The sequence below is a fragment of the Tahibacter sp. genome (assembly GCF_032229445.1).
GTDB lineage: Bacteria > Pseudomonadota > Gammaproteobacteria > Xanthomonadales > Rhodanobacteraceae > Tahibacter.
On the sequence record NZ_JAVTWC010000063.1, the window covers coordinates 26,211 to 39,817 of the forward strand.

The window sequence follows — 13,607 nt, forward strand, 5'->3', positions numbered from 1 at the left end:
GCGGCGTGCTGGGAACGCGCTGGGAAAGTACTGGAAAACCGGCACGCCGCGGCCACGGAACGGCGGCGCGGGCGTACTTTTGTCTTTGTCGATTTCTACCGCCACAGCAGCCCAAGCGAAACACGAAATCGTGGCCTATCAAGCATTTCGTGGCCGCATCGGCGACAATAGGCCGCCCCATCGCGAGCCTGCCCATGACCGAACCCACCGAAAGCGCCCTGCCGGCTCCGTCCACCTTCCGGGAACTGGACCTGCCCGCGCCCCTTCTGCAGGCGCTGGAAGCGGTCGGTTATGAATCCCCGTCACCGATCCAGGCCGCCACCATCCCGCCGCTGCTGGCCGGCCGCGACGTGCTCGGCCAGGCCCAGACCGGCACCGGCAAGACCGCCGCGTTCGCGCTGCCGATCCTCGCCCGCATCGATCCGACCCAGGCATACCCGCAGGCGCTGGTGCTCGCGCCGACGCGCGAACTGGCCATCCAGGTTGCCGAAGCGTTCCAGAAATACGCCTCGCACCTGCCCGGCTTCCAGATCCTGCCGATCTACGGCGGCCAGGGCTACGGCCCGCAGCTGCAGGCTCTGCGCCGTGGCGTGCAGGTCGTCGTAGGCACGCCGGGCCGCGTGATCGATCACCTCAATCGCGGCACGCTGGATCTGTCACGGCTACGCTGCCTGGTGCTCGACGAGGCCGACGAGATGCTGCGCATGGGCTTCGTCGACGACGTCGAGGCCGTGCTGCTGAAGACCCCGCCGACACGCCAGATCGCACTGTTCTCCGCGACCATGCCGGCACCGATCCGGCGCATCGCGCAGACGCACCTGAAAGACCCGGTCGAAGTCACGATCAAATCCAAGACCAGCACCGCGACCAATATCCGCCAGCGCTACTGGCAGGTCAGCGGCCTGCACAAGCTCGACGCGTTGACGCGCATCCTCGAAGCCGAGCCCTTCGACGCGATGATCGTCTTCGCCCGCACCAAGGCAGCGACCGAGGAACTGGCGGAGAAGCTCGCCGCACGGGGGATGTCGGTCGCAGCCATCAACGGCGACATCCAGCAGCAGCAGCGCGAGCGCACGATTCAGCGCCTCAAGGATGGCCAGATCGACATTCTCGTCGCGACCGACGTGGCCGCCCGCGGCCTCGACGTGGAGCGCATCAGCCACGTGCTGAACTATGACATTCCCTACGACACCGAAGCCTACGTTCACCGCATCGGCCGCACCGGCCGCGCGGGCCGCAGCGGCGACGCGATCCTGTTCGTGGCCCCGCGCGAGCGCGGCATGCTGCGCGCGATCGAACGCGCCACGCGACAGCCGATCGAGCAGATGAGCCTGCCGACCGTGGAAGCGGTCAACGACCAGCGCATCTCGCGCTTCAAACAGCGTATCAGCGACACGCGCGCAGCCGGCGGCCTCGAGCTGTTCCAGCAGCTCATCGAGCAGTACGAGCACGAACACGACGTGCCGGCGGTCGAGATCGCCGCGGCACTCGCGCGGCTCGCCCAGGGCGACACGCCCCTGCTGCTCGAACACGAACCGAAGTTCGAGCGCAACGAACGCGAGAAATGGTCCGAGCGCCGCGGCAATGAAGGCTCCACGGCCTACGGCGCGCCGCGCAATGATCGCGACCGCTCACCGCGCGGCGAGCGTCCGCGTCCCGAACGACGCGACCGCGACGAATCCAATGCCGCCTCGCCGCGTCCGCGGCACCCGACGCCGGCGTATGCGACGCCCGCGCACCCAACGACACCGGCGCACCCGACGCCCTCGTACCAGACGCCCACGCATGTCCCGGCTCCGCGCAGCGCACCCGTCGCCCCGACGCCGGACAGCACGTCGCCGGACGGTGCAGCGCCGTCACCTAGCAGCGCAGCGCCGTCGCACAGCGCAGCGCCATCGCACGACACCGCGCTTTCCGGCAGCACCGCACCGACACACGACGCCACAACCATCGATAACCCGCACCCCATGTCCGGCAGCGATGCGCCAGCGCATCGCATCGAGCGCTTGGACACGCCAGCTCCGGCTGCACCTGCCGCCGCGCCGCGGCCGCCGTTCGACGCCGCACGCGAACGCCCTGTACGCAAGGAACGCGATCGCAAGCAGGAACCTGGCATGGAGACCTTCCGCGTCGAGGTCGGCCACAGCCACGGCGTCAAGCCGGGCAACATCGTCGGCGCGATCGCCAACGAAGCGGGACTGGACAGCGCCAACATCGGTCGCATCGACATCCGCGACGACCACAGTCTCATCGACCTGCCCGCCGGTATGCCCGGCGACGTGTTCAAGCACCTGAAAAAGGTCTGGGTTTCGGGCCAGCAACTGCGCATCACGCGGGCCGAGGACCAGCCCGAATCGCAGCACCGCGACCGTCCGCCGCCGCGCCCGCGTCCTCAAGGTGATCACCGCCCCCCTCCGTCGGGCGGCGACCGCCGGCCTCCCCCCAAGCGGCGCTGACCCGTCGCACGACGCCGGCGGCGTCGTGCGATCGCCCCACACCGAGCGACGGCCGACGGCGACGTCTGTGACGTCGCCTCCTGCGCCCACCTACATGCAGCTCGCCCGGACCGCTCCGCGGTTCGTGCAGTTTGCGGCGCATCCGCTCCGACCGTCACCCGGATCGGCATGAGCAAACCCAGCAATGACCGGCCCTGCGGGGATTCACGACACCTGGCCGGTTGCTGGCACGCACCCTGCGTGGCACGAATCACCATTCCTGCTACGGAGACCATCCGTCATGAGACCCAACGCCACACTTCCCTGCATAGCGCTGTCGGTCGCTCTCGCGATCAGTGGCAGCAGCATGGCCCAGACCCAGGTCCCGCCACCGCCGAGCGCGCTCGAACCGTCGCCCGGCATGAGTTCCATGGCCCAGCTCGACGCCAACAGGGACGGCTTCATCGACAAGTCCGAAGTGCCCTCGGGCAACGAGCTCGCCGGCAAGTTCGCGCGCCTGGACACAAACAGCGACGGCAAGCTCGATGCGGCCGAATTCAGCCGCTATCAGCAAGAAAAGCGCTGATCGGCGCACAGCGAACCGTTTTCGACCCACGCCGGCACGCGCCGCCGTACCGCTACATCCGCGCCAGGAGGCCGACATGAAAAGGCATTGGGAATTCTTCAAGGAAGGCGATCATTCCTTCGGCATGTTCTATCCGCGCCACTACATCGTGGCGGGCTTCGAGAACCATGCCCAAGCCGAGGCCGCCGAGCGCGATCTGCTAGGGTTGGGATTCGGCACCGACGATGTGCGAGCCGCTACGGGAGATTTCGTGGCCACCGAACTGGAGTCCACGGACGACGCCAGCTTTCTCGACAAGCTCAAGATCCAGATTTCCAAGGCGGTCGGCACCGAGGCCGGCTACATCGAAGACGATCTCGAACTCGCGCGCAGCGGCGGCGGCTTCGTATTCGTGTATGTGCCTACCGACGAGGACAGCGCACGCGCGATGGCCGCGCTGGAGCCGCTGCAGCCGGTCTTTGCGCGCAGGTATTTGCCGATGGCGATCGAGCGACTGATCTATCCGGCGCGCGTTCAGCCCGACGTCTGAGCGCTGTTGTCGTGGATACCCCGGACCGGCCGCCCAAGGCGGCCGTTCTTTTTTGCCCCGCTCAACCACTCCCCGAACACTTCGCCGCACTGCATTGAATGGATGGCATTTGCCGGTCGCAAGCATCCCTGCGTCTCTGGCGAACCCGCATATCGACACAGCCAGAAGCAATGACCTGCCTGCGCGAACACCGGTTTCATTTAGCAATCGTTTAACTGCGGCAATGGCGTGATGGCACCGCCATACGGCGCGCAACGGATTGCCGCCGCCCAGCCGGTTTCGCTGACATCGCTTTCAAGGAACAGCCATGGGTACGAAGGTCGCCATCATCGGCGGCGGCGCCGCCGCCGCGTTCGTCATCACCGAACTGCTCGAACACGGCGTCGGCATGCCGGCCGAGCTGCACTGGTATTCGGGCCGGCGCGGCGGCAGCCGCGGTGTAGCCTATGCCACGCCCGTCGACGAACATCTGCTCAACGTACGCGCAACGGCCATGGGAGTGAATTCGCCCGAGCCGACCGAGTTCCTGGACTTCGCGCGCCAGCACCTGCCCAATGCGCGCGGCGCGGATTTCCTGCCGCGCCGCCTCTACGGCGACTATCTCGAAGCGCGCGTATCACGCGCATTCGAAGGCGCCAGCTTCCGCGGCATTCGCGCCTCGCGTCTGCGTACCGAGATCGAAAGCGTTGCCCCGTCGCCCGACGGCGGCTACGTGCTCACCGACACCAGCGGCTTTCCGAACCACGCCGACATTGTCGTGGTGGCTACCGGCGCCCTGCCCAGCCGCGCGCTGCCCAACGTCAGCGAGGCCCTGATCGCCGCAGGCCGCTATGTGCTCGATCCATGGCAGTGGCTGTCGGCGAATACGCTGCCTTTTGAAAAACTGCGCAAAGTACTGATCGTCGGATGCGGCCTGACCGCGGTCGACCTCGCGCTGAGCGTGACGGAGCGCTGGCCGCAGCTGCACGTCACCATGCTGTCGCGCCGTGGCCGCCTGCCCGCGGCGCATTCACGCGACGCGCAGCTGCCGGCCGACGGCCTGGCCGAACTCGTCGACGACTTGCGCGAACGGCCGGACCTGCGCCGCTGGACGCGCCTCGTGCGTGCCTGCTGCGACGAGGCCGACGACTGGCGCAGCGTCATCGACAGCCTGCGTCACGCCACACCGCAACTCTGGCGTGCGCTGCCGGACGACGACCGGCGCCGCTTCCTGCGCCATTTGCGCGGCATCTGGGAAATCGGCCGTCACCGCATGCCGCCGCAGATCGCGCGGCGCGTGCTCGAACTGCAGGCCGACCGGCGCCTGGAAACCCGCGCCGGCCGCGTGCAGTCGTTCCGCGCAGGCCGGCAGAACCGGCCGGTCGTGACCTGGACCCAGGGACCGCAGCACGAGGTCGCGCAGGTCGCGAGCTACGACCTGGTGCTACAGGCGGTAGGCATGGATACCGACGCGCGTGCCACGCCGCATGCGCTCGTGCGTTCGCTACTGCGCGCAGGACTCGCGCGCGCCGACACGCAGGGACTTGGCCTGCAGGTCGACGACACCGGCCGCCTCGACGCGGGACAGCGCATCTGGACCCTGGGTGCGCTGTGCCGTGGCCGCGACTGGGAGTCGACCGCAATACCGGAGATCCGCCAGCAGGCGCGCAGGATCGCGGTGCAGCTGTTCCGCGAACTGGCGAGCGATGCCGCACGTGAGCGCGTCAGCGAGCGGCGCGGCGCCGCGGTGGCGGAGATTCACGGGTAGCGTAGCGGGCTGCCGCGCCGGGATCGTCCATGTCACGACGCAACAGCATCGCAACCGGCCTGCGGTGACACATCGCAGGCAGGCAGGCGTCCTTCGCTATTCGCCGGCCAAATCCTTCAATGCCTGCGCCCGCTCGCGCGTGAAATACGTGCGCCACGCGTCGGCGGCGACGGCAGGGTATTTCTGCGCACCGAATGCGACCCAGGCATCGCGGTAGCGGATCCACGCGCGCTCAGCGTCGCGGATACCCTGCGGATTCACGCTACCGCCCGTGCCCTCCGCAGCCTGTGCCTTGTAGTAATTCATCGCCGCAGCGTAGTTGGTGTTGAGCTGTTTGTCGGCGGCGGCGAATTCCGCTGCGCCGTCCTGTGGCAGCTGGCCTTTCTCGAACGCGTCCAGTGCGGCGACGAGCCCGTCTTCCAGTGCTTCGCGCGCACCGACCGCCATCGCGCCGCGGGCGGTACCGCTCATGTCGACCTCGCCGTCGACGCTGGCATCGAAGTACGCGTCCGCGGCGGCGCGGACTTTCCCGAACGCCGCTCGATCGGCCGCGCTCCACGCCGCCGTCAGCGCGGTCACGCGCCGGTCGCGGTCGACCTTGGCCGCATCGGCGCCACGGCTGGCGCAGAAGCCCATCATGTAGCCGCTGGTGATGTCGTCGCAGAGGTCGAAGCGTTCGCTTTTGCCGGATGAACTAGCCATCGCGTCGAGATGTTCCAGGCGGCCGTCGAGTTCCGCCGGCGCACCTTCGACGGCGCAGGCGAACTTCTTCGCCAGACCGATGTTGCGCGCCACGCCGTCGCCGTTGGCGTAGATCATCATCAGCACGGCGGAGCCGCCGAACATGACCTCGTCGCCGGCGTCGCGCTCGACATAGGCGCAGAGCCGCGCCTGCGCGTAGTCGGGCTTGCCGCCGTCGGCGTAGTAGAAGTCCTCGGATACGCAACCGGCGAGCCGCGCACGCGCCGCCGCATCGGGCATATCGGCCGTGGGAATCGCGATACTGGCCAGCGGAGCGCAGGCGGGATTTTCCGCGCCACCCTGTGCCAACGCCGCTGTCGCAAGCACAAGGCCCATCACCGCCACGCCGAGCGTATGCACACCGCGCACCATGCCGCTACTCCTCTTACTGGAAAGGCCCAGTGTAAGCTGCCGCCGCGACCCGCAGGCGCAGCAGCGGCGACGCGGAAAGGCTGGCGCTCGACGCGCATCCCACGGCACGACAGGACACCCATGCATGCGTAAGCCGTTCCGCCCCGACCATGTGCTGGTGTTCTCGGTATTCGTCGTCGCGTCCAGCGGTCTGGCGTACGAACTCGTGTCCGCGGCGCTGGCGAGCTATCTACTCGGCGATTCGGTGCTGCAGTTTTCCACCGTGATCGGCTGCTACCTGTTCGCCATGGGCGTGGGCTCGCACCTGTCGCGGTTCGTCAGGGACGCCGACCTGCTGCGCGTGTTCATCGAGGTCGAGCTGCTGATCGCGCTGGTCGGCGGCCTGTCGGCAACGCTGCTGTTCGTGCTGTTCGGCGCGCAGGGACTGCCGTTCCGTACGCTGCTCTATGCGCTGGTGTTCTGCGTCGGCGTACTGGTCGGCAGCGAGATTCCGCTGGTCATGCGCCTGCTCGATGCGCGCAAGGCCGATACGCGCCTGGCGCTTGGCGACATGCTCAGCCGCGTGCTCACGTTCGACTATCTGGGCGCGCTGATCGTCTCGCTGCTGTTTCCGCTGCTGCTCGCGCCATGGCTGGGCATGGCGCGCACGGCGCTGCTGTTCGGCCTGCTCAATGCCGTGGTGGCGCTGTACACGCTGCACGCGTTCCGCGCCGAACTGCCCGCACGGCGCCGACTGCTGTGGCGCGCGCTGCTCGTGATCGGCGTACTCGCCGCCGGGATGGCCGGTTCGGGCGCGCTGACCGGCTGGTCGGAGCGGCGCCTCTACGGCGACGACATCGTGCACGCGCAAAGCACGCCGTATCAGCGCATCGTGCTGACGCGCTGGCGCGACGACCTCCGCCTGTATCTCAACGGCGAGCTGCAGTTTTCCTCTCGCGACGAATACCGCTACCACGAGGCGCTGGTGCATCCGGCGCTGCAATCCGCCGCCGCCGTACGCTCGGTGCTGGTCCTCGGCGGCGGCGACGGGCTGGCCGTGCGCGAAGCGCTCAAGCATGCGACGGTCGAACGCGTCACCGTGGTCGATCTCGACGCCGCAGTGACCACGCTGTTCGCGCACCAGCCCGAACTGGTCGAACTCAACCGTGGCGCCCTGGCCGATGTGCGCGTGCAGGTGATCAACGCCGATGCGGGACAGTGGCTGGAACACACCACGCAGCGCTTCGACGTGATCCTGATCGATCTTCCCGATCCGACCAATTTCGCGCTGGGCAAGCTCTACTCGGTGCCGTTCTACCGGCTGCTCGCGCGCCGCCTGAGCGACACGGGCCTCGTCGCGATCCAGGCGACCTCGCCCTACTACGCGCCGCACGCGTACTGGTGTGTCGAGGCCAGCCTGCGCGAAGCCGGCTTCGCGACCTGGCCCTACCACGTCTACGTGCCCTCGTTCGGCGAATGGGGCTTCCTGCTTGCTGCGCGCAGCGCCGGCGCATTCGCGCCGCCGCTGCGCTACGACGTCGCGACGCGCTACCTCGATGCCGCGACCACGGCCGAGATGTTCCGCTTCCCGCCAGACATGCCGCGTCCCGTGGTCGACGCGAACCATCTGGATTCGCAGGCGCTCGTGCGCTACTACGAGCGCGACTGGCGCAACACGGTGCGCTGACGCGCTACTCGGGCCGCCACCAGAACACGCGCCCGGTCGCACCCGTCGTAAGACCTGCCCTGTCAGACCCGCTGACCGCGTAGATACGCCCGTCGAGGCTGACGCCCGGCACGCCATGCACAGGCTGCGGCAGCCGCGGACCGCTGAGCCAGCCTTGGCTACCCGCGGCATACACCTCGGTGACGCCCACCAGCAGCGCCGGAAAAACGTGCGACTGCTCGCCGCCGGTGATGATGATCTGATCGTCCACGACGGCGGCGGCGAATCCGCCGCGCGCGTGCAGGAACGACGGACCGGCGCGCCAGTGCTCACTGACCGGATCGTAGATCGCCGTGGTGCGCGTGTCCGGATAGCGTCCGCCGAGCATCCATATCTCGCCCTGGAACGCGACGACCTGCGAGTGGTCGCGTTCGGTCGGGTCGGCCGCCCCGATCCGGCGCACCGCGCGCTGGCGCGGATCGAACTCCTCGAGCGTGCCATCGCCGCGGCCAATGTAGACGCGGCCGTTGAGCGTGGCCGCGTGGCTGCCGAAGGTCGGCGACAGTTCCGGCACCGGCTCCCAGCGTTCGGCCGCGATGTCGTAGCGGAAGCCCGCTGTGCTCTGGTCGCCGCCGCCGACCGGTTCGCCGCCGACGAAATAGATCGAGCCGCGATCGGCGAACGCCGCGAGGTGATGCCGTCCCGCGGGCAGAGGCGACAACGTCACCCACTGGTCGCTGGCCACGTCGTAGCGCTTGAAGCCACGGTTGTCGCCGTACCCGCCGAGCGCATAGATCTTGCCGTCGTAGGCCGCCGCCGCATGCTCGGACTGCGCCGGGCCAGGCATGCGTGCGGCCTCGACCCACTCGCCGCTGCGGCGCGCCTGCGGCGTGCCGTCGATGCACGGCGCACTCGCCAGCATCGTGACGCGGCCCGCCGCGTAGCTGCCGCTGCCATAGGCTGCATCGTCGGCGGCGTAGCGGAACGCCGCGCCCGTGCAACTCGTGAAATCGAACTCCAGGCGCCCCCAGCGCTGCTGCCGTACCGCAGCCGGATCGAACGCGGTACCAAAGCGCGTGCCGCGCGTAACGTAGGCCTCGACGACGAGTCGGTTGTCAGCGCTGCGTTCGCCGACTCCGGTGAGCCAGAGCTGGTTGCCGGCCGGATCAAACGTGAACCAGTAGACCAGCATGCGTCCGCCGGGCAGGTCCTCGATGAACCAGCCTTCGCCGGAGCGACCCGGCACGAACCAGTTGCCGCTGCGGCTGCGCAGGCCTTCCAGTGCACGACCACCGCCCGCAGCCAGCGTGCGGCCGCCGTTGCAGTCGAGCTGATCGATGCTCGTGATGCGACGCAATGCACGCGTGCCGCTGCCGTAGTCGCCGCTGCCGGCGTAGCGCAAGGTCGCCGACTGGCAGTCGTGGAACTGGAACTCGAAGCGTCCCCAGTTCACGTTGTCGATCTGTGCCGGATCGAACGCGGCACCGAAACGGCCGCCGCGCGGCCGGTAGACCTGCTCGAACACCAGCGTGTCGCCTTGCACCCGGGCGCCGGCGGCGACGAGCCAGATCTGCTCGCCGCTTTCGCCAGCCGCCGGAAATGTGAACCACGCCGCGACCGCATTGCCGTCGGGCAGAATTTCGAGGATGAATCCTTCGCCACTGCGATCCGGCTCGAACCACGACCCGCTATGCGCGGGCCCGACCCAGTACGGTCCTTGCACCACACTACCGCCGCCGCCACCATCGCCATCGTGGGCGCTCAGGCGCAGCGGCAGCAACAGCATCGTCAACAGTATCAGCAGCACAATGGCACGCATGTCCGGCTCCACACGAACGGGAACTGCAGTGTCTACGAAACTCATCGTATGTCAACCCGGCGCGTCGGCACACTACGACTCGGCTATGCTCGCGACTCTCCCCTGTCGTCGACCGCGATGCGAATCCATCTGTTGCGTGCATTGTTCGCCCTGTGTTCGCTCTGCGCTGTCGCGTCCGCCGCAGCGTCGGCATCCGACGACTGGCTCGTCGTCCAGGCCGGCCAGTTGCTCGACCGGCCGGGACAGCCGCCGCGCAAGGCCAGTACCGTGCTGATCCATGCCGGACGCATCCAGGCCGTGCGCGACGGCCACGTCGACGCATCTGCGTTCGCCGACGCACCGGCGGCTACGCGCATCCTCGATCTGCGCGATCGCTTCGTACTGCCGGGCCTCATCGACAGCCATGTGCATCTGACGTCCGACAAAGCGGGCATCGAAGCACAGCTCGAATCCGTCACGCGCGGCACGGCATTCTTCGCCTACGAGGCCGCGGTCAACGCGCGCAAGACCCTGGCCGCCGGCTTCACCACGGTGCGCAATCTGGGTGATCGCGGCGGCGTCACACTCGCGCTGCGCGACGCGATCGCGGCCGGCAAGCTGCCCGGCCCGCGCATCCTCGATGCGGGTTCGGCAATCTCCACGAGCGCCGGGCACATGGACCCGACGCTGGGCTTCCGCGACGAACTGCATGACGCGCTCGCCGCCGGACACACGACCTGCGACGGTGCCGACGACTGCCGCCGCGCGGTACGCCAGCAGATCGCACGCGGTGCCGATGTCATCAAGATGGCGACCACCGGCGGCGTGAACAGCCGTATCGGTACGGGCCTCGGCCAGCAGATGTTCGATGACGAGGCCCACGCCATCGTCGAAACCGCCCATCTCTACGGACGCAAGGTCGCCGTGCATGCGCACGGCGCCGACGGCATCGCACTGGCGCTGCGCGCCGGTGCGGATTCGATCGAGCACGGCACCCTGCTCGATGCGGACACGCTGGCGCTGTGGCGCCAGAAGCGCGCCTGGTACGTGCCGACGCTGTCTACCGTCAACGGCTACCGGGAGCGCCTTGCGGCCAATCCGGGCGCCTACCAGGGCGACGTGCGCGCCAAGATCGAATGGCGCATCGGCATCACCGGCAAGGCCCTGCGCCAGGCCGTCGAAGGAGGACTGCGTATCGCCTTCGGCACCGATGCGGGCGTCAGCCTGCATGGCCGAAATGCGGATGAATTCGAACTGCTCGTCGAGTACGGACTGACCCCGACACAGGCGCTGCGCGCCGCGACGCTGGACGCGGCCGAACTGCTCGGCCTGGAGAAGGAACTCGGCAGCCTGGAGATCGGCAAGCACGCCGACCTGATCGCGGTCAGCGGCGATCCGCTGCTGGACGTGCGCGTGCTCAAACAGGTGGACTGGGTGCTCAAGGGCGGCCGTATCGAGAAATCGCCGCTGCCCTGAGCATCGGCGCCGCACGCACCGCGCCGCTGCCGCGCTCGCCAGCAGGCACGACCTTTTATACACCTATAACTTTTACAGACCCTGTGGATTGGCACGCAGCAGTGCGGACAGTTGTGTGTATCGCGTGAAGCCTTCGTGCACGTCACAAGGAAGGAATGCACGACGCAGGGAAGCGCTCGCCGCTGGACAAGCGCAAGGCGCGGGGTATCCGGCGCACAGCTCCCGAAGATACCGGAAATCGCGCTCCTGACGCGGTTGCGCTGCAACACGCGCATGAATCGCGGCTTACGCAGGGGCGCTATCGAAAAAAATGCGCGCAAACCGCTTAAATCTTGCGGTCCTGATGCAGTAAAGTGTCGCCGCCGACACTGGCCGCCCGCCGACACCGTGCGGGCGAAACACTCTGTCACCGAGAACCAAAGCCCATGGCCAAGAAAGCAGCAACCAGCAAGACCAAGAGCGCCGCCAAGCCCGCAGCGGCCGCGCCGAAGCCGATCAAGGACACCTTCACCAAGTCCGAACTCGCCCGTTACCTCGCCGAGCAGACCGGTGTGGAGCCCAAGTCGGTCAAGTCCGTCCTCGCCGCGCTGGAATCCACCATGCTCGGTTCCATCCACAAGAAGGGCGCCGGCTCGTTCACCCTGCCGGGCCTGCTGAAAGTGACGGCGACCGCCGTTGCCGCGAAGAAGAAGCGCTTCGGCAAAGACCCGTTCAGCGGCGAAGAACGCTGGTTCCCGGCCAAGCCGGCGACCGTGCGCATCAAGGCGCGCGCGCTCAAGAAGCTGAAGGACGCAGCACTCTGATGTTCGTCCGCAGCGGCCAGACCGCTGCAGCCGGATGAACCACGCAACCGGGCGCTCGTCGCCCGGTTGTCGTTTCCGGCTAGCCCGCCTTTCTCACACCCGTTCGTAGCGAGGCCGTCGAGACGCCGGCCGCGGACTGCGTGACGGCGAAGGCGTGGTCGACACTACGTCGAGCCGACACGAGGGAGCAGCGCTCGTCAGGGCGAGCGCATCGGCGGACGCAGTAGAAGGGGTGTGAGAAAGGCGGGCGAGTCAAGTACGCGCTGCACCGATTCAATTGCGGCGGAAGACGCTAGTCCCGCAACAGGAAATACGGCAGCAGGCACAGCGCGACCAGTGCGGCCATCACGATCAATGCCGATACGACGCGCACGGGCTGCTGACGCAGCACCTGCAGGAAAGTCGATGGCTGGCCCTCGGCGCGTGCCGCGTCGAAGGCGGCCCTCGCGTCGCTGCGACGATGCTCCTGGTAGTCGTCGAGCAACCGGCGCGCCTGCGCCGCGCGCGCCTCGTCGGCCAGCCAGATCGCGCCGGCGGAAATGCCGAAGCGGCTCGGCGGCGTTTCGAACACCGGGATCGCCTGGCTTTCGAGCAGTCGACGGATGTCGTCGGCTTCGTCGTCGGGAACGTGGCGCAGATTCAGCAGCAAGGTCGGCATCGGCGCAGCATAGCCGACCCGCCCACCTTTGCGCCGCCCCACGACGGGGCACCGCGCAGACGCCGCGGCGGGCCTGTGCAACGGCGAAACAATCGAAAGCGAGTTAGCAAGTTAAGCCAGAAATCTCATGTAGCGGATGAACGGGCATCCGCGACTGTGCATTTTTTGCGCAGATTTCTCGGAAAATTCCGATATATCCGCCACCCGGCGACGGCTATGATTCTCGCGGGGAATTCACGGCCGGTTGGCCCCGCGCCGCGTTTTCAGCGCAACGCATGGGTTGCCAGCATCGCACACGAACGACTTTTTCGCCGTCTCAGTCGACGGCGTACGCGGCACGCGTGCGTCTGAAGCGGTCGCGGTCGTCCGCTGCAATCGCGGACGTCGTGCCGCGACGGGAGGTTTGCCCGCAATCGCATCACGGTGACGGATCGGCAACCGGTGAACATGGCAACTCAACTATTCGCTGTCGCACTGCTCGCGGCCGGTCGCCTCGCTGCCGCGCCGTATACCGTGGCTGCGCTGGCGCCCGACGCGCAGGCGATCGTGCTCGCCGCTTCCGACGGACAGCTAAAGCGCCTGCAGCGCGGCCAAACCGTGCCGTCGGGCAACTGGCGCGTCGAACGCGTCGATGGCGGAGGCGTCGTGTTCGCGCGCGATCTGCCGGGGCGCGCCGCACCGCTGACGATTTCGGCAAAACGCGGAGACACTCTCGATTTCGCCGCACTCGATGCGCGCCACGCACAACCGCCGCAACCGACGAGCGTTCTCGAAGGCGGCCTGCGTGCGCTGCCGGCGCGTCCGCGTTGATCGCGCT

General features: G+C 67.9%; 11 protein-coding genes. 8 read left to right on the plus strand and 3 right to left on the minus strand.

The genetic code is table 11. The annotated features are described in order from the left end of the window. The first annotated feature begins 194 nt into the window (after window positions 1-194). From RUU78_RS12155 to RUU78_RS12170, 4 genes are all read left to right on the plus strand, one after another. Window positions 195-2,456 carry a DEAD/DEAH box helicase gene (locus RUU78_RS12155; protein WP_313916937.1) on the plus strand — a complete coding sequence of 754 codons (2,262 nt, stop codon included), beginning with the start codon at window positions 195-197 and terminating at the stop codon, window positions 2,454-2,456. 280 nt (window positions 2,457-2,736) lie between these two features. Further along, a complete protein-coding gene (locus RUU78_RS12160) occupies window positions 2,737-3,021 on the plus strand; it encodes a hypothetical protein (protein WP_313916939.1) in 285 nt (94 codons plus the stop codon). Window positions 3,022-3,097: 76 nt separating this feature from the next. Then, window positions 3,098-3,550 (plus strand): hypothetical protein, encoded by a 453-nt coding sequence (locus RUU78_RS12165; RefSeq protein ID WP_313916941.1) that lies wholly within the window; start codon window positions 3,098-3,100, stop codon window positions 3,548-3,550. Between the two features lie 307 nt (window positions 3,551-3,857). After that, complete coding sequence (locus tag RUU78_RS12170; RefSeq protein WP_313916943.1) at window positions 3,858-5,297, plus strand: FAD/NAD(P)-binding protein; 1,440 nt, start codon at window positions 3,858-3,860, stop codon at window positions 5,295-5,297. 96 nt (window positions 5,298-5,393) lie between these two features. Here the strand turns inward: RUU78_RS12170 and RUU78_RS12175 are convergent, their stop codons facing one another. Further along, window positions 5,394-6,410 carry a lysozyme inhibitor LprI family protein gene (locus RUU78_RS12175; RefSeq protein ID WP_313916945.1) on the minus strand — a complete coding sequence of 339 codons (1,017 nt, stop codon included), beginning with the start codon at window positions 6,408-6,410 and terminating at the stop codon, window positions 5,394-5,396. Window positions 6,411-6,534: 124 nt separating this feature from the next. Here RUU78_RS12175 and RUU78_RS12180 point away from each other — a divergent pair, with 124 nt between their 5' ends. Then, the gene (locus RUU78_RS12180; protein ID WP_313916947.1) at window positions 6,535-8,076 is read left to right on the plus strand and encodes a polyamine aminopropyltransferase; all 1,542 of its coding nucleotides are present in this window, start codon (window positions 6,535-6,537) and stop codon (window positions 8,074-8,076) included. A gap of 4 nt (window positions 8,077-8,080) precedes the next feature. Here the strand turns inward: RUU78_RS12180 and RUU78_RS12185 are convergent, their stop codons facing one another. Continuing rightward, entirely contained in the window at window positions 8,081-9,874 is a 1,794-nt protein-coding gene (locus RUU78_RS12185) for a hypothetical protein (protein ID WP_313916949.1), read from the minus strand. A gap of 48 nt (window positions 9,875-9,922) precedes the next feature. Between RUU78_RS12185 and RUU78_RS12190 the strand changes: the two genes are divergently transcribed. Further along, window positions 9,923-11,329: an amidohydrolase family protein gene (locus RUU78_RS12190; RefSeq protein ID WP_313916951.1), complete on the plus strand. Its 1,407-nt coding sequence runs from the start codon at window positions 9,923-9,925 to the stop codon at window positions 11,327-11,329. A 425-nt stretch (window positions 11,330-11,754) separates the two neighbouring features. Next, a complete protein-coding gene (locus tag RUU78_RS12195; RefSeq protein WP_313916952.1) occupies window positions 11,755-12,132 on the plus strand; it encodes an HU family DNA-binding protein in 378 nt (125 codons plus the stop codon). Between the two features lie 292 nt (window positions 12,133-12,424). On the opposite strand, the gene RUU78_RS12200 is transcribed toward RUU78_RS12195, so the two are convergent. Then, window positions 12,425-12,790, minus strand: a complete 366-nt coding sequence (locus RUU78_RS12200) for a DUF6164 family protein (protein ID WP_313916954.1) — start codon at window positions 12,788-12,790, stop codon at window positions 12,425-12,427. Window positions 12,791-13,237: 447 nt separating this feature from the next. On the opposite strand from RUU78_RS12200, the gene RUU78_RS12205 reads away from it, so the two are divergent. Next, window positions 13,238-13,600: a hypothetical protein gene (locus tag RUU78_RS12205; RefSeq protein WP_313916956.1), complete on the plus strand. Its 363-nt coding sequence runs from the start codon at window positions 13,238-13,240 to the stop codon at window positions 13,598-13,600. The last annotated feature ends 7 nt before the right edge of the window (window positions 13,601-13,607 follow it).

Coding starts and splice junctions, on each gene's coding strand:
- RUU78_RS12170 (WP_313916943.1), top strand. CDS start 3,858: ATGGGTACGAAGGTCGCCATCATCGGCGGCGGCGCCGCCGCCGCGTTC.
- RUU78_RS12180 (WP_313916947.1), top strand. CDS start 6,535: ATGCGTAAGCCGTTCCGCCCCGACCATGTGCTGGTGTTCTCGGTATTC.
- RUU78_RS12165 (WP_313916941.1), top strand. CDS start 3,098: ATGAAAAGGCATTGGGAATTCTTCAAGGAAGGCGATCATTCCTTCGGC.
- RUU78_RS12185 (WP_313916949.1), bottom strand. CDS start 9,874: ATGCGTGCCATTGTGCTGCTGATACTGTTGACGATGCTGTTGCTGCCG.
- RUU78_RS12155 (WP_313916937.1), top strand. CDS start 195: ATGACCGAACCCACCGAAAGCGCCCTGCCGGCTCCGTCCACCTTCCGG.
- RUU78_RS12190 (WP_313916951.1), top strand. CDS start 9,923: ATGTCAACCCGGCGCGTCGGCACACTACGACTCGGCTATGCTCGCGAC.
- RUU78_RS12195 (WP_313916952.1), top strand. CDS start 11,755: ATGGCCAAGAAAGCAGCAACCAGCAAGACCAAGAGCGCCGCCAAGCCC.
- RUU78_RS12175 (WP_313916945.1), bottom strand. CDS start 6,410: ATGGTGCGCGGTGTGCATACGCTCGGCGTGGCGGTGATGGGCCTTGTG.
- RUU78_RS12160 (WP_313916939.1), top strand. CDS start 2,737: ATGAGACCCAACGCCACACTTCCCTGCATAGCGCTGTCGGTCGCTCTC.
- RUU78_RS12205 (WP_313916956.1), top strand. CDS start 13,238: ATGGCAACTCAACTATTCGCTGTCGCACTGCTCGCGGCCGGTCGCCTC.
- RUU78_RS12200 (WP_313916954.1), bottom strand. CDS start 12,790: ATGCCGACCTTGCTGCTGAATCTGCGCCACGTTCCCGACGACGAAGCC.